This is a genomic window from Streptacidiphilus monticola (genome assembly GCF_042658505.1).
GTDB lineage: Bacteria > Actinomycetota > Actinomycetes > Streptomycetales > Streptomycetaceae > Streptacidiphilus > Streptacidiphilus monticola.
Window position 1 is genome coordinate 1 of sequence record NZ_JBHSQJ010000100.1, and the last position, 23,153, is coordinate 23,153.

General features: G+C 72.4%; 18 protein-coding genes and 2 pseudogenes. 6 read left to right on the forward strand and 14 right to left on the reverse strand.

The window, feature by feature from the left end:
* The 3 genes and pseudogenes from ACFP3V_RS22930 to ACFP3V_RS22940 all read left to right on the forward strand — a co-directional run.
* A pseudogene (locus ACFP3V_RS22930) lies at positions 1 to 114 on the forward strand (PadR family transcriptional regulator); the annotation flags it as partial.
* Positions 111 to 794 (forward strand): ABC transporter ATP-binding protein, encoded by a 684-nt coding sequence (locus tag ACFP3V_RS22935; protein WP_380586557.1) that lies wholly within the window; start codon positions 111 to 113, stop codon positions 792 to 794. The pseudogene ACFP3V_RS22930 and the gene ACFP3V_RS22935, both read left to right, overlap by 4 nt.
* Positions 791 to 3,103: an FtsX-like permease family protein gene (locus ACFP3V_RS22940; RefSeq protein ID WP_380586559.1), complete on the forward strand. Its 2,313-nt coding sequence runs from the start codon at positions 791 to 793 to the stop codon at positions 3,101 to 3,103. Before ACFP3V_RS22935 ends, ACFP3V_RS22940 begins: the two co-directional genes overlap by 4 nt.
* A gap of 21 nt (positions 3,104 to 3,124) precedes the next feature.
* Here the strand turns inward: ACFP3V_RS22940 and ACFP3V_RS22945 are convergent, their stop codons facing one another.
* Positions 3,125 to 3,499 (reverse strand): hypothetical protein, encoded by a 375-nt coding sequence (locus tag ACFP3V_RS22945; protein ID WP_380586562.1) that lies wholly within the window; start codon positions 3,497 to 3,499, stop codon positions 3,125 to 3,127.
* A 400-nt stretch (positions 3,500 to 3,899) separates the two neighbouring features.
* Here ACFP3V_RS22945 and ACFP3V_RS22950 point away from each other — a divergent pair, with 400 nt between their 5' ends.
* The gene (locus tag ACFP3V_RS22950) at positions 3,900 to 4,394 is read left to right on the forward strand and encodes a GNAT family N-acetyltransferase (RefSeq protein ID WP_380586565.1); all 495 of its coding nucleotides are present in this window, start codon (positions 3,900 to 3,902) and stop codon (positions 4,392 to 4,394) included.
* 7 nt (positions 4,395 to 4,401) lie between these two features.
* On the opposite strand, the gene ACFP3V_RS22955 is transcribed toward ACFP3V_RS22950, so the two are convergent.
* The gene (locus ACFP3V_RS22955; protein ID WP_380586568.1) at positions 4,402 to 4,824 is read right to left on the reverse strand and encodes a hypothetical protein; all 423 of its coding nucleotides are present in this window, start codon (positions 4,822 to 4,824) and stop codon (positions 4,402 to 4,404) included.
* A 110-nt stretch (positions 4,825 to 4,934) separates the two neighbouring features.
* Here ACFP3V_RS22955 and ACFP3V_RS22960 point away from each other — a divergent pair, with 110 nt between their 5' ends.
* Positions 4,935 to 6,188, forward strand: coding sequence for an FAD-dependent monooxygenase (locus ACFP3V_RS22960; RefSeq protein ID WP_380586571.1), 1,254 nt, complete (start codon positions 4,935 to 4,937; stop codon positions 6,186 to 6,188).
* Positions 6,189 to 6,220: 32 nt separating this feature from the next.
* On the opposite strand, the gene acnA is transcribed toward ACFP3V_RS22960, so the two are convergent.
* The 6 genes from acnA to ACFP3V_RS22990 form a co-directional block, all read right to left on the reverse strand.
* Positions 6,221 to 8,929 (reverse strand): aconitate hydratase AcnA, encoded by a 2,709-nt coding sequence (acnA, locus tag ACFP3V_RS22965; protein WP_380586574.1) that lies wholly within the window; start codon positions 8,927 to 8,929, stop codon positions 6,221 to 6,223.
* 148 nt (positions 8,930 to 9,077) lie between these two features.
* Positions 9,078 to 9,431, reverse strand: coding sequence for an Lrp/AsnC ligand binding domain-containing protein (locus ACFP3V_RS22970; protein WP_380586576.1), 354 nt, complete (start codon positions 9,429 to 9,431; stop codon positions 9,078 to 9,080).
* 142 nt (positions 9,432 to 9,573) lie between these two features.
* The gene (locus ACFP3V_RS22975) at positions 9,574 to 10,527 is read right to left on the reverse strand and encodes a nitroreductase family protein (protein WP_380586579.1); all 954 of its coding nucleotides are present in this window, start codon (positions 10,525 to 10,527) and stop codon (positions 9,574 to 9,576) included.
* Complete coding sequence (locus tag ACFP3V_RS22980; RefSeq protein ID WP_380586582.1) at positions 10,524 to 10,985, reverse strand: monooxygenase family protein; 462 nt, start codon at positions 10,983 to 10,985, stop codon at positions 10,524 to 10,526. Before ACFP3V_RS22980 ends, ACFP3V_RS22975 begins: the two co-directional genes overlap by 4 nt.
* Positions 10,986 to 10,990: 5 nt before the next feature.
* The gene (locus tag ACFP3V_RS22985) at positions 10,991 to 12,571 is read right to left on the reverse strand and encodes a phenylacetate--CoA ligase family protein (protein WP_380586585.1); all 1,581 of its coding nucleotides are present in this window, start codon (positions 12,569 to 12,571) and stop codon (positions 10,991 to 10,993) included.
* A gap of 245 nt (positions 12,572 to 12,816) precedes the next feature.
* Positions 12,817 to 14,250, reverse strand: coding sequence for an MFS transporter (locus tag ACFP3V_RS22990; RefSeq protein WP_380586587.1), 1,434 nt, complete (start codon positions 14,248 to 14,250; stop codon positions 12,817 to 12,819).
* A 90-nt stretch (positions 14,251 to 14,340) separates the two neighbouring features.
* On the opposite strand from ACFP3V_RS22990, the gene ACFP3V_RS22995 reads away from it, so the two are divergent.
* Positions 14,341 to 15,297, forward strand: coding sequence for a helix-turn-helix transcriptional regulator (locus tag ACFP3V_RS22995; RefSeq protein WP_380586590.1), 957 nt, complete (start codon positions 14,341 to 14,343; stop codon positions 15,295 to 15,297).
* A gap of 487 nt (positions 15,298 to 15,784) precedes the next feature.
* On the opposite strand, the gene argF is transcribed toward ACFP3V_RS22995, so the two are convergent.
* From argF to ACFP3V_RS23025, 6 genes and pseudogenes are all read right to left on the reverse strand, one after another.
* Entirely contained in the window at positions 15,785 to 16,786 is a 1,002-nt protein-coding gene (gene argF, locus ACFP3V_RS23000) for an ornithine carbamoyltransferase (protein ID WP_380586593.1), read from the reverse strand.
* 48 nt (positions 16,787 to 16,834) lie between these two features.
* Positions 16,835 to 17,353: a GNAT family N-acetyltransferase gene (locus ACFP3V_RS23005; RefSeq protein ID WP_380586596.1), complete on the reverse strand. Its 519-nt coding sequence runs from the start codon at positions 17,351 to 17,353 to the stop codon at positions 16,835 to 16,837.
* Between the two features lie 47 nt (positions 17,354 to 17,400).
* Complete coding sequence (locus tag ACFP3V_RS23010) at positions 17,401 to 19,974, reverse strand: polynucleotide kinase-phosphatase (protein ID WP_380586599.1); 2,574 nt, start codon at positions 19,972 to 19,974, stop codon at positions 17,401 to 17,403.
* Positions 19,971 to 21,545 (reverse strand): 3' terminal RNA ribose 2'-O-methyltransferase Hen1, encoded by a 1,575-nt coding sequence (locus ACFP3V_RS23015; protein ID WP_380586602.1) that lies wholly within the window; start codon positions 21,543 to 21,545, stop codon positions 19,971 to 19,973. The genes ACFP3V_RS23010 and ACFP3V_RS23015 overlap by 4 nt, the downstream gene beginning before the upstream one ends.
* Positions 21,536 to 22,423, reverse strand: coding sequence for a GlxA family transcriptional regulator (locus ACFP3V_RS23020; RefSeq protein ID WP_380586605.1), 888 nt, complete (start codon positions 22,421 to 22,423; stop codon positions 21,536 to 21,538). Before ACFP3V_RS23020 ends, ACFP3V_RS23015 begins: the two co-directional genes overlap by 10 nt.
* A pseudogene (locus ACFP3V_RS23025) lies at positions 22,420 to 22,987 on the reverse strand (cysteine hydrolase family protein). The gene ACFP3V_RS23020 and the pseudogene ACFP3V_RS23025 overlap by 4 nt, the downstream one beginning before the upstream one ends.
* Positions 22,988 to 23,153 lie beyond the last annotated feature (166 nt).

Consider the following 23,153-nt stretch of genomic DNA (forward strand, 5'->3'; position numbering starts at 1 on the left):
CTGGCCGACCAACTGGTCTGCGACCACGCGCTGTTCCATCTGGAGGCGGACCTGCGCTGGCTGGAGCTCACCGCCGCGCGGCTGGACCAGCTCGCCGCGGAGGTGGCCCGGTGACCGCGACGCCGCTGCTGTCCGCCGCCGGACTGCACAAGTCCTACGGCCCCACCCCGGCGCTCGCCGGGGCCGACTTCGCCATCTCCGCCGGGGAGATCGTGGCCGTCATGGGCCCTTCCGGCTCCGGCAAGTCCACCCTGCTGCACTGCCTGGCCGGGATCGTGAAGCCCGACTCGGGCGCGGTCCAGTACGCCGGCCAGGTGCTCTCCGATCTCTCCGACGCCAGGCGCAGCGCGCTGCGCCGCAGCGACTTCGGCTTCGTCTTCCAGTTCGGCCAGCTGGTACCGGAGTTGACCTGCCTGGAGAACGTCGCCCTGCCGCTGCGGCTGGCCGGGGCCAAGCGCCGCGAGGCCGAGGCGCGGGCCGCTGAGTGGCTGGACCGGCTGGAGGTCCGCGAGCTGGCGGCGAAGCGCCCCGGCGAGGTCTCCGGCGGCCAGGGCCAGCGGGTCGCCATCGCCCGTTCGCTGGCGACCCGGCCGCGGGTGGTCTTCGCGGACGAGCCCACCGGCGCGCTGGACTCGCTCAACGGCGAGCGGGTGATGCAGCTGCTCACCGCCGCCGCCCGGGACACCTCGGCCGCGGTGGTCCTGGTCACCCACGAGGCCCGGGTCGCGGCCTGGTCGGACCGCGAGGTCGTGGTCCGCGACGGCCGGGCGACGACGTCGCCGGTGATCGCATGAGCGCCGCCCGCACCCAGGTCTGGCTGCGCGACCTCGGCCTCGGCGCGCGCTTCGCGCTCAGCGGCCGCGAGGGCTGGGCACGCACCGTGCTCACCGCCGTGGGCGTCGGGCTCGGCGTCGCCCTGCTGCTGCTCGCCACCTCCGTGCCGCACCTGCTGCACCAGCGCAACGTCCGCAGCGCCGAGCGGGACCTCACGTACTACGGCGCCGCCCTGGACCGGCCGGGCGACGACACGCTGCTGGTCGGCGAGGTGCGCTCGGGCTGGTACGGGCAGGACGTCACCGGCGAGCTGGTCAGGCCCGAGGGCGCCCACGTCCGCGTCGCCCCCGGACTGCCCGCCTGGCCCCGGGACGGCGAGATGTACGCCTCGCCCGCCCTGCTCAAGCTCCTGGCCGACCCGCGCAACACGCTGCTGCGCGAGCGCATCCCCTACCGGGTCGCCGGCGCCATCGGCCACGCCGGACTGCTCGGCCCCGGCGAGCTCTACTACTACGCCGGCGACGGGAAACTGACGGCGGGTCAGGGCGGGGTCTACCGGACGAACAGCATCGGCGGCCACGTCGGCCCGACCGACCTGAGCATCCTGCTCACCATGCTGCTGACCGTCGGCGTCGTGGTGGTGCTGCTGCCCATCGGCATCCTGATCGGCACCGCCGCCCGGGTCGGCGGCGAGCGCCGGGACCGGCGGTTGGCCGCACTGCGCCTGGTCGGGGTCGACCGGCCCGGCGTGCACCGGATCACCGCCGGGGAGAGCATGGTCGGCGCGGCGGGGGGCGTGCTGCTGGGCTTCGCCTTCTTCCTGGCGGGCCGTCAGATCGCTTCCGGCATCGCGGTGCTGCGCACCGACGTCTACGGCTCCGACCTGGTGCCCAACGCCGGTTTGGCGGCGCTGATCGTGCTGGCCGTTCCGGCGCTGGCGCTGCTCGGCACGCAGTTCGCGCTGCGCGGTGTCGCCATCGAACCGCTCGGCGTGGTCCGCAACGCCGCGCCGCCCCGGCGGCGGCTGTGGTGGCGGGTGCTGCTGCCCTGCGCGGGGCTGGCCCTGCTGCTGCCCGCGCTGCACGGGCTCACCGAGCGGACGAACCTGACGATGGTGGCGAGCGGAGTGGCCCTGGTGCTGGTCGGGGTGACGGCGGTGCTGCCCTGGCTGGTCGAACGCGTGGTCCGGCTGCTCGGCCAGGGCCCCCTGCCGGTGCAGCTGGGCAGCCGCCGGCTGCAGCTCTCCACCGGCAGCGCGGCCCGCGCGGTCAGCGGCATCACCGTGGCGGTGGCCGGGACGATCGCGCTGCAGACGCTGTTCGGCACGGTGCTGGGCGACTTCCGCAAGGGGACCGGCGCGGACCTGAACCAGAGCCAGGTCAGCGTCGTCGCCGCCCAAGGGCAGACCGCTGCCGGGCTGGCGCTGGGTCAGCGGCTCGCCCACGCCCCCGGCGTCCGCAACGCGCTGACCTTCGCGGACCACTGGGGCACGCTCCAGGGGCGCGGCGAGAACGACAGCGGCCTGCCGGTGACCGTCGCCGACTGCACCACGCTGGCCCACCTCGCCCGGATCGCGGACTGCTCCCCCGGCGCGGTCTACTACGTGCCGGGCGGCACGCAGGACCCGGTGCCCGCGGTGCACCCGGGCGACCGGGTGGACCTGGGCTCCGATGGCAAGGGCGGCCTGCTGTGGACCGTCCCGGCGGGAATGAAGCAGGCCGCGGCGCTGACCGCCCCGGACGGCGCCACCCGCTCCGGACTGCTGGCCACCCCGCAGGCCCTGCCCTTCGACCGGGTCGACTCGGGGGTGGACACGCTGCTCGATCTGGACCCGGCCACGGCCGCAACCACCCTCGAGCAGCTCCGCACCATGGCCGCGGCGGCGGACCCGCTGATCCAGGTCATGACGCTGCGCGACTACACCGTGGACCGGAAGTACACCATGATCCGTCGCGGGGTCACCATCGGCGCGGTGCTGACCATGGTGCTGGTGGGGCTGAGCCTGCTGCTCACCACACTGGAGCAACTCCGGGAGCGCAGGCGGCTGTTGTCGGTGCTGGTGGCCTTCGGGACGCGGCGATCGACGCTGGGTCTGTCGGTGCTCTGGCAGAGCACGGTCCCGATCGTGCTGGGCCTGGCCCTGGCCGTCGCCTTCGGCCACCTGGTCGGCGGCGTCCTCGGCGCGATCACCGGGGCGCAACTGGTCTACGACTGGACCGGGACGCTGTGGCTCCTCGCCGTCGGCGCGGGCGTGGTGCTGGCGACGACGCTGCTCAGCCTCCCGCTGCTGTGGCGGCTGATGCGCCCCAACGGCCTGCCCACCGAGTGACCCGCGGCGGTCTCACCGACCTCACAGCCGCGGCACCCATCTGACGCCCTGCAGGGCGTCCTCCACCAGCCGCACCTGACGCGCGAGGGCGACCAATCGGGCGCCCTCGCGCGCGTCCGCCTCCAGCAGCTGCTGGAGCGTGGGCGGCTCGATGTGGTCCGCGGTCTCCACCCGCGCCCGCGAGTAGCCCAGCCGATGCCCGTTGATCGCCCCCTCCACGTGGTAGCGGACGTTCCGGGCCAGCAGCAGCGGATGCCGCTGCAGTACCTCGTACCGCCGCCACTCGCCCGGCACCTGGTCGTAGAGCCAGTTCCGGGCGCTCTCCTCCCACTGCGGAGCCCCTGGCGGCCGCACCTGCGGAGGCCAGCCGGGCGGAACGGAAGCGCTGCTGTTCACCCCTCCAGTATAGGAACAAGTTTTCGAATAACCAGACGAACAGCAGCTCACGTATCCCAGTGGCCCCATGTGCCCGAGCGCGACAGCTGCCACCAGCCGCCTCGGCGGACCCTGACGCCCTGGGCTGTCCGCTGCCGGAAACGGTGGCCAGGGACCACACAGGACGGCGGCCGCGAGGTGGTGCTCGGCACGCGCTCTGCAGTAGGTCGCGTCCAGGTGCACGGACGGCGCACGGACGGCAACCGGACGTGCCGATCCGTAGCGTCGCCGCGGCCGACGCCTTCTCGGCGCCCGTGCGCTCGCACACGCGCACACCATCGAACCAGCCCGCGCATGCCGCTCGAAGCTGGCTCAGGTCCCGACGGGTGACGACCGCGCCCCGGCCGCTACCCTGCCGCTCATGCCTCGACTCGCCCTCGCCCCGGCCGTGTTCACCCCCGACGAGATCTCCGCCGTGGTCGACCTGTACCGGACCAACCCCGGCTACTGCCGTGCCTCGGGCGAGTACGACCCCGACGAGGTCCGGGCCGACCAGGTCGAGGCCGACCTGCGGGAGGAAGCCGAGCAGTCCGAGGTCCTGCTGGCCCGGGACCCGGACGGCCGGATCGTGGGTCTGCTCTGCCTGCTCCCCGAGCACCCCCGCGACGGCCACCCCTGGATCGGCCTGCTTCTCGTCCACGGCGACCTGCACGGCCAGGGCCTCGGCCGTGGGCTCGCAGTTCTCGCCGAGGAGCGCTTCCGCACCCATCCCTCCGGTGGCCTGCGCCTCGCCGTCCTGGAGAACAACCCTTCCGCCCTGGCCTTCTGGACCGCTCTGGGCTGGCGGGAGATCGCCCGCCGCAGGGACGTGCAGCACGGACGCCCGTGCATCGTCATGCACAGGCAACTGGCCTGAGGTGCCGTCACTTCGCTGCCTCGGGCTCAGCCAGTGCCGTGGCCCGACTAGGTCCATCGTGTTGCGGCGCCCGGCACGGCACTCCCCCAGCCTTCGGCCGAGGGTGCCCCCACCACCGGACACCGCAACCGGTGGACCTGCCCGGACACGGCACTGGCCGCCCGGCGGGCCAGGGCGACCATCCGGCCGACGAAGTCCCGGCTCCAGGTCGGCGACTACGGTTCGCTCGCCCTCGCTCGGGTGAAGTCCGCCCAGAGCACACCGGGTTGAGGGAACGCGACGGGGTGGCCGCTATCCGCCCCCGCATCGATGTGCGGCAGCGCGCGCCCGACGCGATCTCCTGGTCGTAGAGCAGGTCGTGCCTGGGCAGGTGGACATCCAGAGAGGCGGAGAGGATCCGAGCGTCCGTCTCCTCGGCGAACAGGGCCAACGTTCGGCCAGGTAACGGAACCGGGGGCGGCGCAGGCGTCCACGCCCGCCGTCCTTCGTCAGTCAGCGCGCGGTCAGCAGCCGGTCAGCGGTCGCGCCGACGCTGACGGCATGACGAACACGGATTCTTCTTCCTCGCAGAACAACAAGCAGCTCCGGGTCCTCATCTCCGGGGCCAGTATCGCCGGGCCGGCGCTCGCCCTGTGGCTCGGGCGGTACGGGTACGACGTCACCGTCGTCGAGCGGGCGGCGGAGCTGCGGACCGGTGGGTCCGCCGTGGACTACCGAGGGCGGGTGCACCGCACCGTGCTGGAGCGGATGGGGGTGCTCGACCAACTGCGGGCCCACGCCACGGACATGGGGGAGCAGGTGCTGGTCGACGCCGAGGGCTGGGAGCTGCTGCGGCTGCCCGCCTCGTTCATGAGCGGGGAGTTGGAGGTCAACCGGGGCGACCTGGCCCGGGTGCTGTACGAGGCCAGCCTGCCCCACGCGCGCTACGTCTTCGGGGACTCGGTGCGGAGCCTGGCCGAGCACGCCGACGGAGTGACGGCGACGTTCGAGAGCGGCGAGAGCCAGGAGTTCGACCTCGTTGTCGGCGCCGACGGCATGCACTCCATGACACGCCGTCTGGTCTTCGGCGAGGAGCGGGAGTTCCGGCGGGACTCCGGGTACTTCGTCTCCACCTTCTCCGCGCCCAACGACCTCGGACTGCGCGACAGCGGTGTGCTGTGGAACGTGCCGGGGCGGATGGTCGGGCTGTCGAACACCTTGGGCAAGGACGGGGCCATGCTGGTGTTCCACTCCCCCGGCCTGGCCTACGACTACCGCGACCAGGAGCAGCAGCAGCGGCTCGTCCGCGAGCACTTCCAGGGCCTCGGCTGGCAGGTGCCCGCCGTGCTCGACGCCATGGACCGGGCCGAGGACTTCTACTTCGACTCCATCAGCCAGATCGTCATGGACCGCTGGTCCTCCGGCCGGGTCGTGCTGCTCGGCGACGCCGCCTGGGCCCCGGCTCCCGGCGGGATGGGGAACGGGCTGGCCGTCGTCGGGGCGTACATCCTGGCCGGCGAGCTGGCCCGCCACTCCGGCGACCACCGGGCCGCCTTCGCCCGCTACGAGGAGCTGATGCGCCCATACGTGAAGACCTGTCAGAAGCAGGGCTCCAACGCCGGGCCGTTCCTGGCCCCGCCCACCGCGAAGAAGCTCAAGCAGCGCAACCGGATCTACAAGCTGCTCTGCGGCCGCCTGCTCAGCGGCTTCTTCGACCGGCTCACCACCAAGGGCGCGGAGGCGGTCGAACTCCCGGACTACGGACGGGAGTTGCCGGAGATGCAGGACGGGCCGCACCCGCTCACCGTGGGGTGAGCAGGTGCGGCCCGCCGCGAAGGGCTGCGCGCTTACTTGATCAGCGAGCGCAGCACGTACTGCAGGATGCCGCCGTTGCGGTAGTAGTCCGCCTCACCGGGGGTGTCGATGCGGACGACCGCGTCGAACTCCTTGCCCGAGTCGGTGGTCACCTTGACGGTGGCCGGGGTGCGGCCCTCGTTCAGCTCGGTCACGCCGGTGATGGAGAAGGTCTCCTCACCGGTGAGGCCGAGGCTGTCGGCGTTCTGGCCCTCGGGGAACTGCAGCGGCAGCACGCCCATGCCGATCAGGTTCGAGCGGTGGATGCGCTCGTAGGACTCGGCGATGACGGCCTTGACGCCGAGCAGCGCGGTGCCCTTGGCCGCCCAGTCGCGGGACGAGCCCGAGCCGTACTCCTTGCCGGCCAGGACGACCAGCGGGGTGCCCGCGGCCTGGTAGTTCTGCGAGGCGTCGTAGATGAAGGAGACCGGGCCGCCCTCCTGCGTGAAGTCGCGGGTGTAGCCGCCCTCGGTGCCGGGCGCGATCTGGTTGCGCAGGCGGATGTTGGCGAAGGTGCCGCGGATCATGACCTCGTGGTTGCCGCGGCGCGAGCCGTAGCTGTTGAAGTCGCGCTTCTCGACGCCGTGGGCCTTGAGGTACTCGGCGGCCGGCGTGCCGTCCTTGATGTTGCCGGCGGGCGAGATGTGATCGGTGGTGACCGAGTCGCCCAGCTTGGCCAGCACCCGGGCGCCGGTGATGTCGGAGACCGGGCTCGGCTCCTTGGCCATGCCCTCGAAGTACGGGGGCTTGCGGACGTAGGTGGACTCCGGGTCCCACTCGAAGGTGTTGCCGGTCGGCACCTGCAGCGACTGCCAGCGGTGGTCGCCGGCGAAGACGTCCGCGTAGTCCTTGGCGAACATGTCCTGGTCGATCGAGGCGGCGATGGTGTCGGCCACCTCCTGCTCCGACGGCCAGATGTCGTGCAGGAAGACCGGGTTGCCCTCGGAGTCGACGCCCAGCGGGTCGCGCGTGATGTCGACGTTCATGTTGCCCGCGATCGCGTAAGCGACGACCAGCGGCGGGGACGCCAGGTAGTTCATCTTGACGTCGGGGTTGATCCGGCCCTCGAAGTTGCGGTTGCCGGACAGCACCGAGACCACGGCGAGGTCGTGGTCGTTGACGGCCTTGGAGACCTCCTCCGGCAGCGGGCCGGAGTTGCCGATGCAGGTGACGCAGCCGTAGCCGACCAGGTTGAAGCCCAGCTTCTCCATGTAGGGGAGCAGGCCGGCCTTCTCGTAGTAGTCCATGACGACCTTGGACCCGGGGGCCAGGGTGGTCTTGACCCAGGGCTTGGCGTGCAGGCCCTTCTCCACGGCCTTCTTCGCCAGCAGGGCGGCGCCCAGCATGACGGAGGGATTGGAGGTGTTGGTGCAGGAGGTGATCGAGGCGATCACGACCGCGCCGTTGTCCAGGTCGTAGACGGTGCCGTCGGCGCCGGTGACCTTGACGGGGTGGTGGATGCCGTTGCTGTTGGCCGGCGCGTCGGAGGCCGGGAAGGACTCCTCGCCCGCCTCGTCCACGGTCGGCAGGTAGTCGCGCACCGACTCGCGGAAGCGGTCGGCGGCCTCGGACAGGATCACGCGGTCCTGCGGGCGCTTCGGGCCGGCGATGGACGGGACGACCGAGGCCAGGTCCAGCTCGATGTACTCGGAGTAGACCGGCTCGTGCGACGGGTCGTGCCAGAGGCCCTGCTCCTTGGCGTAGGCCTCGACCAGCGCCAGCTGCTGCTCCGAACGGCCGGTCAGGCGCAGGTAGTTGACGGTCTCTCCGTCGATCGGGAAGATCGCGCAGGTCGAGCCGAACTCCGGCGACATGTTGCCCAGGGTGGCGCGGTTGGCCAGCGGCACCGAGCCGACGCCCTCGCCGTAGAACTCGACGAACTTGCCGACCACACCGTGCTTGCGCAGCATCTCGGTGATGGTGAGCACCAGGTCGGTGGCGGTGGCGCCCTCCGGCAGCTGGCCGGTGAGCTTGAAACCGACCACGCGCGGGATCAGCATGGAGACCGGCTGGCCCAGCATCGCTGCCTCGGCCTCGATGCCGCCGACGCCCCAGCCCAGCACGCCGAGGCCGTTGACCATGGTGGTGTGCGAGTCGGTGCCGACGCAGGTGTCGGGGTAGGCCTGGCCGTTGCGGACCATGATGGTGCGGGCCAGGTACTCGATGTTGACCTGGTGGACGATGCCGGTGCCCGGCGGGACGACCTTGAACTCGTCGAACGCGGTCTGGCCCCAGCGCAGGAACTGGTAGCGCTCCTTGTTGCGGCCGTACTCGATCTCGACGTTCTGGGTGAACGCGTCCTTGGTGCCGAACTTGTCGGCGATGACGGAGTGGTCGATGACCATCTCGGCCGGGGCCAGCGGGTTGATCCGGGACGGGTCGCCGCCGAGCTCCTTCACGGCCTCACGCATGGTGGCGAGGTCCACGACGCAGGGGACGCCGGTGAAGTCCTGCATGATCACGCGGGCGGGCGTGAACTGGATCTCCTGGCTCGGCTGGGCGGTCGGGTCCCAGCCGCCCAGCGCGCGGATGTGGTCGGCGGTGATGTTGGCGCCGTCCTCGGTGCGGAGCAGGTTCTCCAGCAGGATCTTCAGGCTGTAGGGAAGGCGGGCGGAGCCCTCGACCTTGTCGAGCTTGAAGATCTCGTACGATTCGTCGCCCACCTGCAGCGAGCTGCGGGCGTCGAAGCTGTTCGCGGACACGACTGTCTCCCTGTTTCGTGTTCTGGTACGCGTAGCCCACGCGATCACGGCCGAGTGTACCGGCAGATATCTTGATGTCGAGATAACACCCTAGTGCATCTGCGCCCGCACGGCGACGCAGGGCACCCCATCCGTTGGGGCGGGCGGCTCAGCCGTCCGTCTTGATCTTCTCCATGGTCAGGTGCGAGGTCATCCGGAGCACCCCGGGCAGGCCGCTCAACTTGGTCGTCGCGAACGCCTCATACGCGGCGTGGTCGGCCACCTCGACGCGGAGGAAGTAGTCGGGACGGCCGAAGAGCCGGCGGAACTCGACGACCTCCTCGAAGGAGGCCACGATCTCCTCGAACTCCTGGCCAGCTGGCCCCGCTGGAGCCTGTCCGGAGGATCTTCCCGGGCCCGCGCCGCCTGACACGGCCTCCCCCAGCCTCCGGCCGGGAGGTGCCCCCACCCTGCGTTGGCGAAACGCCCAAGCACGTCCAGCACGAGGACGCCCCGCCGCCATGGATCCGGCCGCGCCTGGGGCACCTCCCGCCCGAAGGGGTGGAACGACGCGGGCTGATCCGGAAAGATCCGTCGGCCAGGCCGTGGTGCCGTGTCCGGACAGGTTCGCCGGGTTGCGGTGGTGGACCTGTCCGGACACGGCACTAGGGAGCTGTCCGGCCCGGCCGGTACCCGGCCGGTCGGAGCTGTCGCCGCGCCGAGCGGGGCGCGGGGGCGGCCGGGCGCCCCACCCGGAAGACGGCGAGCGGCGTGGCGCCCAGCCGGTCCCGGAGCGCGGCGGCCGTCCGCGGGCAGTCGATCAGCTGGCTGCAGGGGTGTACGGCGAGGCCCTCCTGGGTGAGCCCGTACCAGATCCGGACGAGTTCCCGCCCGGCCCCGATCAACGCCTCGGGCCCGGCCGCCTCCCCCGTGAACACCAGGACCGGATGCTCCGGCTCCAGCACCGCCCCACCGGACGCCGCGAGCAGCGGCGCCAGCGGGCGGTTCAGGCGCAGGGCGAGCACCGCCCGCAGGCCGACCGCTTCGAGGCGGGACAGCCCGAGGCAACGATCCGTCAGCCCGTCCTGGTCATAGCGCGGGTGGCGCGGGGTCAGCCGGAGCCACGCGCGGAGTTCCCGGACCACCGGCCCGGACGAGAACAGCCACCGGTCCGCCGTGGCCGCCTGGCCCCGGAGCTGCGTCGAGGAGAGTTCCACCAGCCTGCCCTCCGCGCCGGGGACGCCCGGCACCGCCCCGGGATGCCGCAGGGCCCCGCGCACGCAGCCCCGGGCCCGGACCGTCGCCCGCGTGTACGGGGTCGGATAGACCTCGGCCGCAGCGAGCAGGCGCGCGAACTGCCGCTCCCGGAGCTCTACTTCGGGACGCACGCGCAGTCCCGCGTCCGCCGCGACGATCAGGCAGGTCTCCAGGAAGGCCCCCAGCGACAGGAAGAGGTCGCGCCGGTCCGGGTCCCCCGCCGGCAGCTCCCGCGCCCGGTCCCAGCCGAGGACCACCTCGTCGGCGGCGTAGTCCACCGTCCACGGCTGGGTGTTGTGGGCGCTCGGGGCCCGGGTCCAGTCCGGCTCCAGCTCCCGGAAACGCTCGGTCCAGGCGGTCACCGGGTCCCGCCGAAGTAGTGCTTCACCGGGCGGGGTTCCGTCTCCGCCGCCAGCGGTGCCCAGGTCCCGACGTGCCCGAGCGCGCCGTCCTCCGCCCGCCACCGGCCGTTGGTGTAGCCCTCTTCCTCCGCGGTGTAGATGCGGATCCAGCCCGCCGTCGCCTTCTTCCGGCCCGTGTCCGTCAGCCAGCAGACCAGCTCGGCGTGCTCGCGGCTGCGGGCGAACTTGAGCAGCTCCTCGCGGTCGGTGAAGAAGGCGATCGTGCCCAGCGTCAACGGGGCCCGGTAGTAGACCCTGTGCCAGACGTAGCCGCGCATCCGGCGCATCTGACGGACCATCCGGAACCAGCGCGGGCCCAGGGTCAGCACCGCGAGCGGGCTCGCGTAGCGCGTCGCCCCGACGAACATCGCGCCCGCCGGGCCCGGCGGCGGGGTGAGGCTGAAATCCCTGCTGCGCATGGGCGTCAGTCCTTCTGCAGATAGGTGTTCTTGATCCGGGCGCCACCGTGCGCGAAGGGCCCGGCGCCGTGGTCGTGCACCTCGACCCGGAGCTCGCCGGCGCCCGGGTCCTCGGCCAGCGACTGCGCGAAGTCCCGGCTGCTCTGCGCCAGATGGCGCAGCACGCCGTCGCGACAGACCGCGGCCAGCCGGTCGCGCTCCTCGTCGGACAGGGACGCTCCCTCGCGCAGTTGGAGATGGACGACGGGACGCACCTCGAGGTCCGCCGACTCGGCGAGGGCCAGCCGGAAGCCCTCCAGCGAGTCCGCGAACGGGTTGTCCTGGTAGAGCCCGTACTCGACGTCCTGCGGGTAGAGGTTGGCGCCCATGTAGGAGACGGTCGAGTCGGCCCGTCCGAACAGGAACAGCAGGGGCAGCTGCATCCGCTCGCGGTTCTGCACCTGCCGCGCCCGGTCCAGCAGCCCGGGCCGCGCGGCGGCCAGTCGCTCCAGCCGCGCCCAGGCGTCGGGGAAGTCCATCAGCGCGGCCTCGTCCCCGATGTTGTAGCGCAGCTTGGGAGCGAGCACAGCGGTCGAGTTGATGGTGCAGAGCAGCTCCCGGGTGTCCGGCAGCGTCTCCAGGTACGTCTCCAGCGGGTTGAACTGGAAGACCATCGGCAGCCGCTGCTCGCCCTCCCCCAGAAAGACCGCACGGACCTCCGGGTCCGCGCGCATCAGGCGGCGCAGCCAGACGGTGAACGTGGTCTCCCCGCCCATCCCGATCGTGAGGTCCGAAGCCCCGTAGCCCGAGCGGACCTTGGAGAACACGTCCCCGACGTAGTCGCGCAGCGCCTCGGTCATGCCCTCACCGCCGACCATGGCCGCCATCCGGTACCCCCGGAACCACGGTTCGTGGACCAGCCGGTCGCGCAGGTGCTTGAGGAACGGCGGGTAGGCGGTGACCAGGTAGTCGTAGCGCGGACCGAAGTGCCGCAGCGTGTCGACGATCTTCTCCAGGTCGGGACCGGTGTTCTTGACGGTGGCGATCCGGGCCATGGCGATCCCGGTGTTGGTGCCGGTCGCCCAGGCGCCCATCGAGTAGGCGTTGACCACGAACAGCCGCCGGGAGGGGAAGACCAGCGACGTGTACCCGGCGACATTGCGGTGGACGGTGTCCAGCTCCCGCTTGCCGCGCACCCAGTTGTACGGAGTCCCGCTGCTGCCGGAGGACTCGTCCACCACGCTGCCCGCGATCGCGGTCCGCCCCTTCCAGCAGCGGTCCTCCTCCGGGTACTCCTTGACATAGCCGAGCTTGTCGGTGGGCGGATAGGAAGCGAGCCGGAACCACTGGAAGCGCCAGCCGTTCCGGAACAGGTGGACGCGGTAGGCCGGCACGTCCAACGCGGCGAACTGGCACGTCATCCACGCGTGCAGGGCGGCGAAGCCGCCCATCCACGGGCGGTAGTTCCGCGCCATCCACCGCCAGACCGCCGGGTGGCAGCGGTAGACCCGGTACGTCGCGGTCAGCGCGGGCGCCGCGACCCGCAGCGCGCGCTGCCGCGCCCGAGCCGCGAACCCGGGCTTCCCCGGAACGGGATGCACAGTCATGCCCCCAGGGTGGGACGGCAGCTGACAGCCCGTCATGAGTCCGGATACTCAACTTGCACCACCGCTCTGGCGGCGCAGCCGCCCGTCAGGGGCGCTGGGAAACTGCGCGAGCGACCCACCAGCCGGGGAGGTCCGTCCCGCACATGGGGTCGGACCTCCCCGGGTGGTGGGTTGCTCGCGCAGTCCTCCCCCAGCCTCCGGCCGGGGGTATCCCCAGCGCCCCTGAAGGGAGTTGCGACGGAAGGTCAGACGAGAACCGCTTCCTCCGTCTCGGCAGCGACGCCCGCCGCCGCTCCGGTCTCCGCGTGCTGCACGGCGCGCCGGGGCAGCAGGGCCATGACCGGCACCAGCGGCACCAGCGCTCCCGTCAGCCACCACAGGGTGTGGGCGAAGGCGCCCACCAGCGTGGAGCCGGTGAAGACCACCGACACCAGTGCCAGTCCGAACGCGTTCCCCAACTGCATCGTGGTGTTGATCAGCCCCGACGCCGAGCCCGCGTGCCGTGTCGGGACGCCGCTCAGCACCGCGTCGGTCAGCGGGGCGAAGACCAGGCCCATGCCCGCGCCGAGGACCGCCAGCGGGGCGATCATCTGCCAGCTGTGGATGCCCGTGCCGTAGCGCAGCGCCTCCGCCAGGTAGAGCACCGCGCCCAGGGCCATCACCACCGCGCCCGCCTGCAGCGTGCGCCGGCCGAACCTCGGGACGAGGAACTGCACCGACATGCCCGCCGCCGCGCTGCACGCCACCGAGAACGGAAGGCCCGTCAGGCCGGCGTGCAGCGGGGTCCAGCCGAGTCCGAACTGCAGGTAGAGCGTCCAGGTCAGGAAGAAGATCCCGGTGATCACACCGAAGGTGAGCTGCACCGCGATGCCCGCCGCGAAGCTGCGGACCCGGAACAGGCTCAGCTCCACCAGCGGTGAGCCGTCACGGGCGGTCTTCACCCGCTCCCAGCGCAGGAAGCCGGCCAGCACCGCCGTCCCCGCGGCCACCATGCCCCAGCCCCACAGCGGCCAGCCGTTCTCCTTGCCCTGAACCAGCGGGAACAGCACCAGGAACAGGCCGATCGAGGCCAGCGCCACGCCCAGCAGGTCCAGCCGCAGCGCCTGCGGCGCCTTGGACTCGGTGATCCAGGCCCGGCCCAGCACCACTGCCGCCAGGCCGACAGGCAGGTTGATCAGGAAGATCGGCCGCCACTCCAGGCCGAAGAGGTTCCACTGCGTCAGCAGCGCGCCCAGCAGCGGGCCGGTCACCGCGCCCAGGCCGATCATCGCCCCGAAGAGGCCGAAGACCTTGCCGCGCTCCTCCGCGTCGAAGGTCGCGTGGATGATGGCCAGCACCTGAGGCACCATCAGCGCCGCCGCGCCGCCCTGCAGCAGCCGGGTGGCGACGAGCATCTCCGGGTTCACCGCGAAGCCGCACAGCGCCGAGGCGAGCGTGAAGCCGGCGGCGCCGAGCAGGAAGACCCGCTTGCGGCCGTGGATGTCGCCCAGCCGTCCGCCGGTGATCAGACCGATGGCGAACGCCAGGGCATAACCCGCTGTGATCCATTGGATCGAGCTGAATCCCGCGTGCAGGTCCCGCTGCAGGCTCGGGATCGCGATGTTGACGATGGTGGCGTCCACCAGGTCCATGAAGCTGGCGGTCATCACGACCGCCAGGGCCAGCCAGCGCTTCTGCATGTGCCTCTCCCGTCCTCTTCCGTCTCGGTCTCCGACGTTAGGAGGGCAGTAGGACAGATCATGTCCTAGTTCTCCGGCATTCTGTCTTCCATGACGACGGACACCCCGGCACGGCTGCTCCAGCTGCTCTCCCTGCTGCAGACCCCGCGCGAGTGGCCCGGCAGCGAACTCGCCGAACGGCTCGGCGTCTCCGGGCGCACGGTCCGCCGCGACATCGAGCGGCTGCGGGAGCTGGGCTACCCGGTCGAGGCCACGATGGGTGCGGTCGGCGGCTACCGGCTGGTCGCCGGGAAGGCGCTGCCGCCGCTGCTGTTGGACGACGAGGAGGCGGTCGCCATCGCGGTGGGCCTGCGCGCGGCGGCCGGCAGTGCGGTCGGCGGCATCGAGGAGGCCTCGTTGCGGGCGCTGACCAAGCTGGAGCAGGTGCTGCCGTCCCGACTCCGGTACCGGGTCGGGGCGTTGGGCTCGGCGGTGGAGACGCTGACGGGCGGCGGACCGCAGGTCGATCCGGGGACGCTCACGGTCATCGCCGGGGCCGTCGCCAACCACGAGCGGCTCCGCTTCGGCTACCAGGCCTGGGACGCCGCGGAGTCGCGCCGCCATGTCGAGCCGCAGCGGCTGGTGGCCACCGGACGCCGCTGGTACCTGGTGGCCTGGGACCTGGACCGGGACGACTGGCGGCTGTTCCGGGTGGACCGGGTGACGGACCCTCAGGCGACCGGCGGACGCGCCACGGCCCGGGTGCTCCCCGCCGAGGACTCCGCGGCCTTCGTCCGCGACAAGCTGCGCGGCCTGTCCCCGACCGTCGCCACGGACGTGACCCTGCATGCCCCAGCGGACGAGCTGCGCCGGAGACTGGGCGCTGCGGCAGCGCACCTCGAGCCGGTGGACGAGGGGTCCTGCCGCCTGCGGATCGAGTCCGACAACCTGGACTGGGCGGCGGTCCGACTGCTCACGCTGGGCTGCGACTTCGAGGTCCACGGCCCGCCGGCCCTGGTCGACCGGGTGCGCGCCCTCGGCGAAAGGGCGCGCCGCGCCACGGCCTGAGCCCCTATGCTGCACGTCGCTCGACCGCACGTACGTACCACGTCTCACGGGGGACCGACCGACCATGCCTGTCACGCGCCGCGCCCTGCTGTCCGCCGTCCTCACCGGCGCCGGGCTCCTCGCCCTGGCCGGCTGCGCCGCGGACACCACGGATCCGTCCTTCACGGACGCCGGCTACGGCGATGACGGCGGCGCCCCCGCCACCCCTCCGACCCCGACGTGTCGCCCCGTCGACTCCCCGACGCCGAGCGCCACTTCGGGCCCCAGCCCGAGCCCCGGCGCCTCCGCGAGCACGACCGCCTCACCCCTGCCGGTCTGCCGACCCACCCCGACACCGACCCGGACCCGACGGAGAACCGTGTTCCCGGCCCCGGCCCCGGTGCGGCCCCCCCGCCGAAGCGGCACCGGCGGCACCACAGGAGGCAGCAGCACGGGCGGCGGCTCGACGACGCGAAGGCGCAGGCGCTGACCCGGCCCTGTCGGGGCGTCAGCTGCCCAGCGTCGCGACCATCACGGCCTTGATGGTGTGCAGGCGGTTCTCGGCCTGGTCGAAGACGATGGAGTGCCTGGACTCGAAAACCTCGTCGGTGACTTCCAGTTCCGTCATGCCCGTGGTGGCGTGGAGCTGGCGGGCGACCTCGGTGCCGAGGTCGTGGAAGGCCGGGAGGCAGTGGAGGAACTTGACGTCCGGGTTGCCGGTGGCGCGGATCGTGTCCATGGAGATCTGGTACGGCGTCAGCAGCTTGATGCGCTCGGCCCAGACCTCCTTGGGCTCGCCCATGGAGACCCAGACGTCGGTGTAGAGGAAGTCCGCGCCGGCCACGCCGCCGTCCGCGTCCTCGGTGAGGGTGATCCGGGCGCCGCTCTCGGCGGCCAGGGCCTGGGCGGCGGCACGGACCTCCTCCGTCGGCCACAGCTCCCGGGGGGCGACGATGCGGATGTCGATGCCCAGCAGGGCGCCGGTGACCAGCAGGGAGTTGCCCATGTTGTTGCGGGCGTCGCCGAGGTAGGCGAGGGCGATCTCGCGCAGCGGCTTGCCGCTGTGCTCCTGGACCGTGAGGAAGTCGGCCAGCATCTGGGTCGGGTGCCACTCGTCGGTCAGCCCGTTCCAGACCGGGACGCCGGCGTGGGCGGCCAGCTCCTCGACGATCTCCTGGCCGTGGCCCCGGTACTCGATGCCGTCGAACATCCGGCCCAGCACCCGGGCGCTGTCCTTGACGGACTCCTTGCTGCCGAGGTGCGAGCCCGCCGGGTCCAGGTAGACGGTGCGCGCGCCCTGGTCGGCCGCGGCGACCTCGAAGGCGCAGCGGGTGCGGGTGGAGTTCTTCTCGAAGAGGAGCGCGATGTTCTTGCCCGCCAGCCGCGGCTGCTCGGTTCCCGCGTACTTCGCCGCCTTCAGCTGGGCGGAGAGCTCCAGCAGGAAGCGGAACTCCTCGGCCGTGAAGTCCAGCTCCTTCAGGAAGCTGCGGTTGCGCAGGTTGTAGGGCATGACTCCGCTCCTCTCCTCTTCATAGTGACTATGCAGAAGCTAGCATGACTATGCAGAGAGCGGGAGTCGCATCTCGATTTCGTCGGTCCCGGGCAGCAGGGCGTACGGCGACCGCCGGCCGGTGGGCACGAAGCCGCGGCGGGCGTACGCCGCGATGGCCCGTGCGTTGGACTCGTGCACCTCCAGCAGCATGGCCCGCATGCCCGGCTGCTCCGTGGCCCAGGCCACGCACGCGTCCAGCAGCAGGTCGGTGACCCCGGCCGCGCGGCCGCGGTGCTCCGGCTGCACCCACACGCCCATCAGCCAGGCGAGCGTGGGGTCGTCCACGTCGAGGTCGGCCCGCATGTGACCGACCCACTGGCCGGTGGGGACGTGGACCGCCGCATAGCCGGTGTTGCCCGGCGCGGTGTTGCGCGCGGCGCGCCGCTCCCATTCCTGGACGGTGCGGTTGAGCGCGTCGTCGTAGCGCTCGCCGAAGGCGACCGGGGTGTCCTTGAGCATCCGCAGCCGGATGTCGCGGAGCAGTTCCCAGTCGCCGGGCTGGATGCGGTGGATCCGATAGTGCATCAGTGCCTTCTTGGTTCAGGGCGGTTGCGGGTGGGAGTCCCGAGGGGTCAGAGCCGCGGGTCGACAGGCTCGGACTCCAGCGCGAGGACGGCGAAGACCGCTTCGTGGACACGCCACAGCGGCTCCCCCTCCGCCAGCCGGTCCAGCGCCTCGACGCCCAGCGCGTACTCGCGCAGCGCGAGCGAGCGCTTGTGGCCGAGGGAACGGTCGCGCAGCCGGGCGAGGTGCTCCGGGCGGGTGTAGTCCGGACCGTAGATGATGCGCAGGTACTCGCGCCCGCGGACCTTGACGCCGGGCTGCACCAGCCGCCCGGACTCGGTGCGCGCCAGCGAGGCCAGCGGCTTGACCACCATGCCCTCGCCACCGCGCGCCGTCAGCTCCTCCCACCAACGGGCGGCCGCCGCACAGGACTCCGGATCCTCGGTGTCCACCAGGAGCCGGCGGGTGCTCTGCAGCAGCCCCGACCCGTCGGCCTCCACCAACCGGTCGATCCAGGCCAGGTGCCGGTCGTGCGGGCGCACGGCCAGGTTGGCGCCCTCGGCGGCGAGCACCTGGAAGGGTGCCAGCCGGATGCCGTCCAACCCGTCCACCGGCCAGCAGTAGCGGCGGTAGGCCTCGGTGAAGGCCGCGGCGTCCGCGGCCCGGCCGGCCTGTCGCTCCGTCAGCTCGCTGACGTCCACGCCCCGTTCGGCCGCCGCCGCGAGCGCGGCGAGGGCCGGCGGGAGGACCGCCCCCGAGGCCGCGCCGACCGCGGCGTACTGGCGGCGCAGCAGCCCCGCGGACTTGAGCGACCAGGGCAGCAGCTCGCAGTCGAGCAGCAGCCAGTCGCTGTCCAGCTCCTCGAAGAGCCCGGCCCGCTCGGCGGCGGTCCGCAGCGCGGCCAGGACGCCCTCGCGCACGGCCGCGTCGTCGAGGAAGGCGCGACCGGTACGGGTCCAGATCTCTCCGCCCGTGGGCACGCCGAAGCGCTTCTCGACCGCGGCCTCGTCCCGGGCGACCAGGACCACGGCCCGCGAGCCCATGTGCTTCTCCTCGCAGACCACCTCGCGCACCCCGTCCGCGCGGTAGGCGGCGAAGGCCTCGTCCGGGTACTCGAGGTAGCCCTCGCGCTGTGAGGTGGCGACCGGGGACATGGTCGGCGGCAGGTACGGCAACAGCCGCGGGTCGACGGCGAAGCGGCTCATCACCTCCAGCGCCGCCGCGGCGTTCTCCTCGCGCACGGCGATGCGTCCGGCGTTGCGGGTCTCCACGATCCGCTTGCCGGCCACGTCGGTCAGCGCGAGCGGCCGGCCCTCGCGCCCGCCGGGCGCGTCGGTGGCCAGCGGGCGCACCGGCTCGTACCACTGCTGCTCGGCCTCGACCCGGACCAGCTCGCGCTCCGGGTAGCGCAGCGCGGTCATCGCCCCGCCGAAGACGCATCCGGTGTCCAGGCAGATGGTGTTGTTCAGGAAGGACGCGACGGGGGTCGGCGTGTGGCCGTAGACGACCAGCGCCCGACCCCGGTACTCCTCCGCCCAGGGGTAGCGGACCGGCAGCCCGTACTCGTCGGTCTCCCCGGTCGTGTCGCCGTAGAGCGCGAACGAGCGGACCCGGCCGGAGGTGCGGCCGTGGTACTTCTCCGGCAGGCCGGCGTGGCAGACCACCAGCTTGCCGTCGTCGAGCAGGTAGTGGCTGACCAGGCCCTCGATGAAGTCGCGGACCTGCCGCACGAACTCCGGCGGCTCCGCCGCCAGCTGCTCCAGCGACTCGGCGAGGCCGTGACTGACCGTCACCTTCCGCCCCGCCAGGGCGCGTCCGAGCTTGTTCTCGTGGTTGCCGGGGACGCAGAGGGCGTGCCCGGCGGCGACCATGCCCATCACCAGGCGCAGCACGCCCGGCGTGTCCGGGCCGCGGTCGACCAGGTCGCCGACGAAGACGGCGGTGCGGCCGTCCGGGTGCGCGGCGTCCACGGCCCGGCCGTCGGCGTCCCGGGTGACGGTGTAGCCCAGGGTCTCCAGCAGCGTGACCAGCTCGGCACGGCAGCCGTGGACGTCGCCGACGATGTCGAAGGGCCCGGTGAGGTGCCGCAGGTCGTTGTAGCGCTTCTCGGTGACGATCTCGGCGGCGTCCACCTCGGCCTCGGTCCGCAGCACGTGCACCTTGCGGAAGCCCTCGCGCTCCAGGTTCCGGATGCTGCGGCGCAGTTCGCGCTGCTGGCGCTGGAGGACGTGCGGCGGGAAGTCCCGGCGGTCGGGCTTGAGCGCGTTGCGCGCGGCGCAGACGGCGGGCGGCAGGTCGAGCACGACGGCGACCGGCAGCACGTCGTGCTCCCGTGCCAGCTGCACCAGTTGGCGGCGGGCCTCCTGCTGGACGTTGGTGGCGTCCACCACGGTGAGCCTGCCGGCTGCCAGGCGCTTGCCGGCGATGTAGTGGAGCAGGTCGAAGGCGTCGGGGGTGGCGGACTGGTCGTTGGGGTCGTCGCTGACCAGGCCGCGGCAGGCGTCGGAGGAGACGACCTGGGTGGGCAGGAAGTGCTTGGCCGCGAAGGTGGACTTGCCCGAACCGGTGGTGCCGACGAGCACGACCAGGGACAGGTCGGGCACGGCCAGGGTCCGGGCGGGGGTGCGGTCGTCGCCGCTCATCGGGCGTCAGCCTCCTGCTCCTGCTTGGTCTCCTGCTTGGTGAACACTGCCATCTGGGTGGGCGCCCCCACCTCGGGGTCCTCCGGGCCGACGGGCGCGAAGGCGACGGTGTAGCCGTAGTTCTCGGCCGCCTGCGCCGCCCAGTCGCGGAACTCGGCCCGGGTCCACTCGAACCGGTGGTCCGCGTGCCGGACCTGACCGGCGGGCAGCCACTCCCAGCGCACGTTGTACTCGACGTTGGGCGTCGTCACGACGACGGTGCGGGGCTGGGCCGCCCCAAGGACGGCGTACTCGAGCGCCGGCAGCCGGGGCGGGTCCACGTGCTCGACCACCTCGGAGAGGACGGCCGCGTCGTAGCCCTTGAGTCGGTCGTCGGTGTAGGTGAGCGCGCCCTGCAGCAGCTTCACCCGGGCGGCCTGACGCTCCGTCATCCGGTCCAGGCGCAGCCGCCGCTTGGCGACCATCAGCGCCCGGGCCGACACCTCGACTCCGGTGACCTGGGTGAAGGCCGGGTCCTTCAGCAACTCGGCGATCAGGCTGCCCTCGCCGCAGCCCAGGTCCAGCACGCGGGCGGCACCGGCCGCGCGCAGCGCGGCCGCGATCGCCTCCCGCCGCTGCACGGCGAGCGGCACGGCCTTGGCCTCGGTCTCCTTGGCCACCGCCTCCTCGACCTCCGCCTCCTTGACCTCCGCTCCGGCCCCAGCCGCGGCCTCGAAGTCGGGCTCCTGCTGCTCAGGGGCGGTGTCCTGCGGGACGGCGTTGTCGAGTTCCTCGACCTCGACGTCGTCCGTCTCGGCCAGCCGGGCGAGCTCCAACTGACGCATGGCCTCGCGCGCCAGGGACCAGCGGCGGGACAGGTAGCGGCGGGTGATCAGGGCGTGCTCGGGGTGGGTGGCGAGCCAGCCCGCGCCGCGCTGGAGCAGCTTGTCCACCTCGTCCGGCGCTACCCAGTAGTGCTTGGCGTCGTCGAGCACCGGCAGCAGGACGTACAGCTGGCTCAGCGCATCGCCCAGTCGCTGACGGCCCGTCAGGCGCAGCCGGACGTAGTGCGAGTCGCCCCACTGCGGAAAGGCCGCGTCGAGCGGGATCGGCTCCGCCTCGACATCCCAGCCGAGCGGCTCGAACAGCCGTCGGACCAGCCCCGGCCCGTCGCCGTCCGCGCCGGACTTGGCGGGCAGCGTGGGAATCTCGATCGCCAGCGGGATCGGCGTGGCAGCCAGCTCCGGGCGCGCGTCGCAGCGCCCCTTCAACGCGCTCTTGAAGACGCCCGCGAGCGCCACGGCGAGCAGTGAGGACGCGGCGTACGGACGGTCGTTGACGTACTGCGCCAGCGCGTAGTCCGGGGCGCCGCCCCGGCCCTTGCCCCGGCCCCGGCGGACCAGTCCGACCGGGTCCACCTCCAACAGCAGCGCCGCAGTGCACCGTTCGGGATCCGCCTCGGGATAGAAGACGTGCGCGGTGCCGTGCGCGGTGCTGAAGGCCTGCGCCTTGTCGGGGTGCTTGTGCAGCAGGAAGCCGAGGTCGGTCGCGGGCCACTGGTCGGTGCCGGTGGTGGTGACAGTCAGGAACACCCGGCGAGTATCACCTGGGCTGCGGCTTCCCCGCCCCCGATTTTGCCTCGGCCGGTACCTGTTCCCGCCGGTCGGCGGGGCCCGGTCAGCGGGGGCCGGTCGGCAGGGTCCGTGGAGGCGGGATCGGTCGGGGGGCCGGTCAGCGGGGGTCCGTGGAGGCGGGATCGGTCGGCGGCCAGCCGGGACAGCGGCAACGCCTCGGCGAAGCGGCTGTCGATCAGGTCCTGGGCACGATGGACGGTGTCGTCCAGGTGCGAGCGGTACCGCAGCATCGCGCTGGCCTGCGGCTCGTCCCCGTTGCGGCGGGCGTAGACCACCATCTGCCGAGCCACCTGGGCGGCGAGCGCCGGACCGTGACGCACCGCCAGCAGGTGCAGGGCCAGGTCGATGCCGCTGGCGATGCCAGCGGAGGTGACCACCCGGTTGTCCGTGGTCCACAGCACGTCCCGGACGACGACCGCGCGGGGGTGACGCAGCGCCAGCTCCTCCTGGAGGTCGTGGTGGGTGGTGCAGCGACGCCCGTCCAGCAGCCCGGCCGCGCCGAGGGCCTCCGCCCCGGCGCAGACGCTGGCCACGGTGCCGCCCGCGGCATGGTGGGCGCGGAGCCGGTCGGCGAGCTCCTGGGACAGTCCAGGCCCGCCGCGCAGGGTGAGCGCCCGCCAGCCGGGCACCACGACCAGGTCCTGCGCGGACAGCTCGGGCCACGCGGTCTCCGCCGTCACCGGCAGCCCCTGTGCGGTGGTCACCTGGGGCTGCTCGGCGACGTAGCGCAGGCGGTAGTGCTGTCCGAAGTCCGTGGCGGCGAAGAAGACCTGGGCGGGGCCGCCGAGGTCGAGCAGGTGGACTCCGGGCAGCAGGACGAAGACGACGGTGGTCACGCCGCCGATGCTGCCACGTCGGCCTCGTGCTCCGCCTCGAGCTCGGCCACGGTCGCGATGCGGGCGAAGCGGTCGCGCAGGACAGCCTCGGTGCGCTCGGTGATCGCCTCGGCGGACAGCTCGCCGATCGGGTCGGTGGCGGTCGCCTCCGTGACGAAGATCGCGGAGTAGCCCAGGTCGCTGCCGACACGGGTGGTGGTCTCGACGCACTGCTCGGTCCGGATGCCGCAGAGGACGAGCTCGCGGACGCCGCGCTCGGTGAGGAGTTGCTGGAGGTTGGTGGTCGTGAACGCGTTGTGGCTGGTCTTGTAGAGGATGGGCTCGCCGTCCAGCGGCTGGTCGAGTTCGGCGAAGAGGGCGACGTGGCCGTTGGCCGGGTCGAAGACCGTACCGGTGCCGGGCTCGGTGTGCAGCACCCAGACCACGAGGTCTCCCCGGGAGCGGGCAAGGGCGACCAGCCGGGTTCACCGGCTCCGCGATCTTCGGGTTGTTGGTCGTCGCCCACTGGGCGGGACGCTGACGGAAGGACTCCTGGACATCGACGACGATCAGTGCTCGATTCATGACACCTAGTTTGACCTGGCGAGTTGACCCTTCATCAGGCTTGATCACGTCCCGCGCCGGACCGATCCGGTCACTCCGGTGCGTCCCGGCCCGAGACCCTGGTCGAGCCCGGGCCCGGGGCAGGGCCGGGACCCGAGAGGGGCCCGGACCGCGGCCCGGCGCGCGG

What these genes read in the sequence shown, in the direction of transcription:
- ACFP3V_RS22940 (WP_380586559.1), top strand. Translation starts at nt 791, where the DNA reads ATGAGCGCCGCCCGCACCCAGGTCTGGCTGCGCGACCTCGGCCTCGGC.
- ACFP3V_RS22950 (WP_380586565.1), top strand. Translation starts at nt 3,900, where the DNA reads ATGCCTCGACTCGCCCTCGCCCCGGCCGTGTTCACCCCCGACGAGATC.
- ACFP3V_RS22960 (WP_380586571.1), top strand. Translation starts at nt 4,935, where the DNA reads ATGACGAACACGGATTCTTCTTCCTCGCAGAACAACAAGCAGCTCCGG.
- ACFP3V_RS22970 (WP_380586576.1), bottom strand. Translation starts at nt 9,431, where the DNA reads ATGGCGGCGGGGCGTCCTCGTGCTGGACGTGCTTGGGCGTTTCGCCAA.
- ACFP3V_RS22980 (WP_380586582.1), bottom strand. Translation starts at nt 10,985, where the DNA reads ATGCGCAGCAGGGATTTCAGCCTCACCCCGCCGCCGGGCCCGGCGGGC.
- ACFP3V_RS22985 (WP_380586585.1), bottom strand. Translation starts at nt 12,571, where the DNA reads ATGACTGTGCATCCCGTTCCGGGGAAGCCCGGGTTCGCGGCTCGGGCG.
- ACFP3V_RS22990 (WP_380586587.1), bottom strand. Translation starts at nt 14,250, where the DNA reads ATGCAGAAGCGCTGGCTGGCCCTGGCGGTCGTGATGACCGCCAGCTTC.
- ACFP3V_RS22995 (WP_380586590.1), top strand. Translation starts at nt 14,341, where the DNA reads ATGACGACGGACACCCCGGCACGGCTGCTCCAGCTGCTCTCCCTGCTG.
- argF (WP_380586593.1), bottom strand. Translation starts at nt 16,786, where the DNA reads ATGCCCTACAACCTGCGCAACCGCAGCTTCCTGAAGGAGCTGGACTTC.
- ACFP3V_RS23005 (WP_380586596.1), bottom strand. Translation starts at nt 17,353, where the DNA reads ATGCACTATCGGATCCACCGCATCCAGCCCGGCGACTGGGAACTGCTC.
- ACFP3V_RS23010 (WP_380586599.1), bottom strand. Translation starts at nt 19,974, where the DNA reads ATGAGCGGCGACGACCGCACCCCCGCCCGGACCCTGGCCGTGCCCGAC.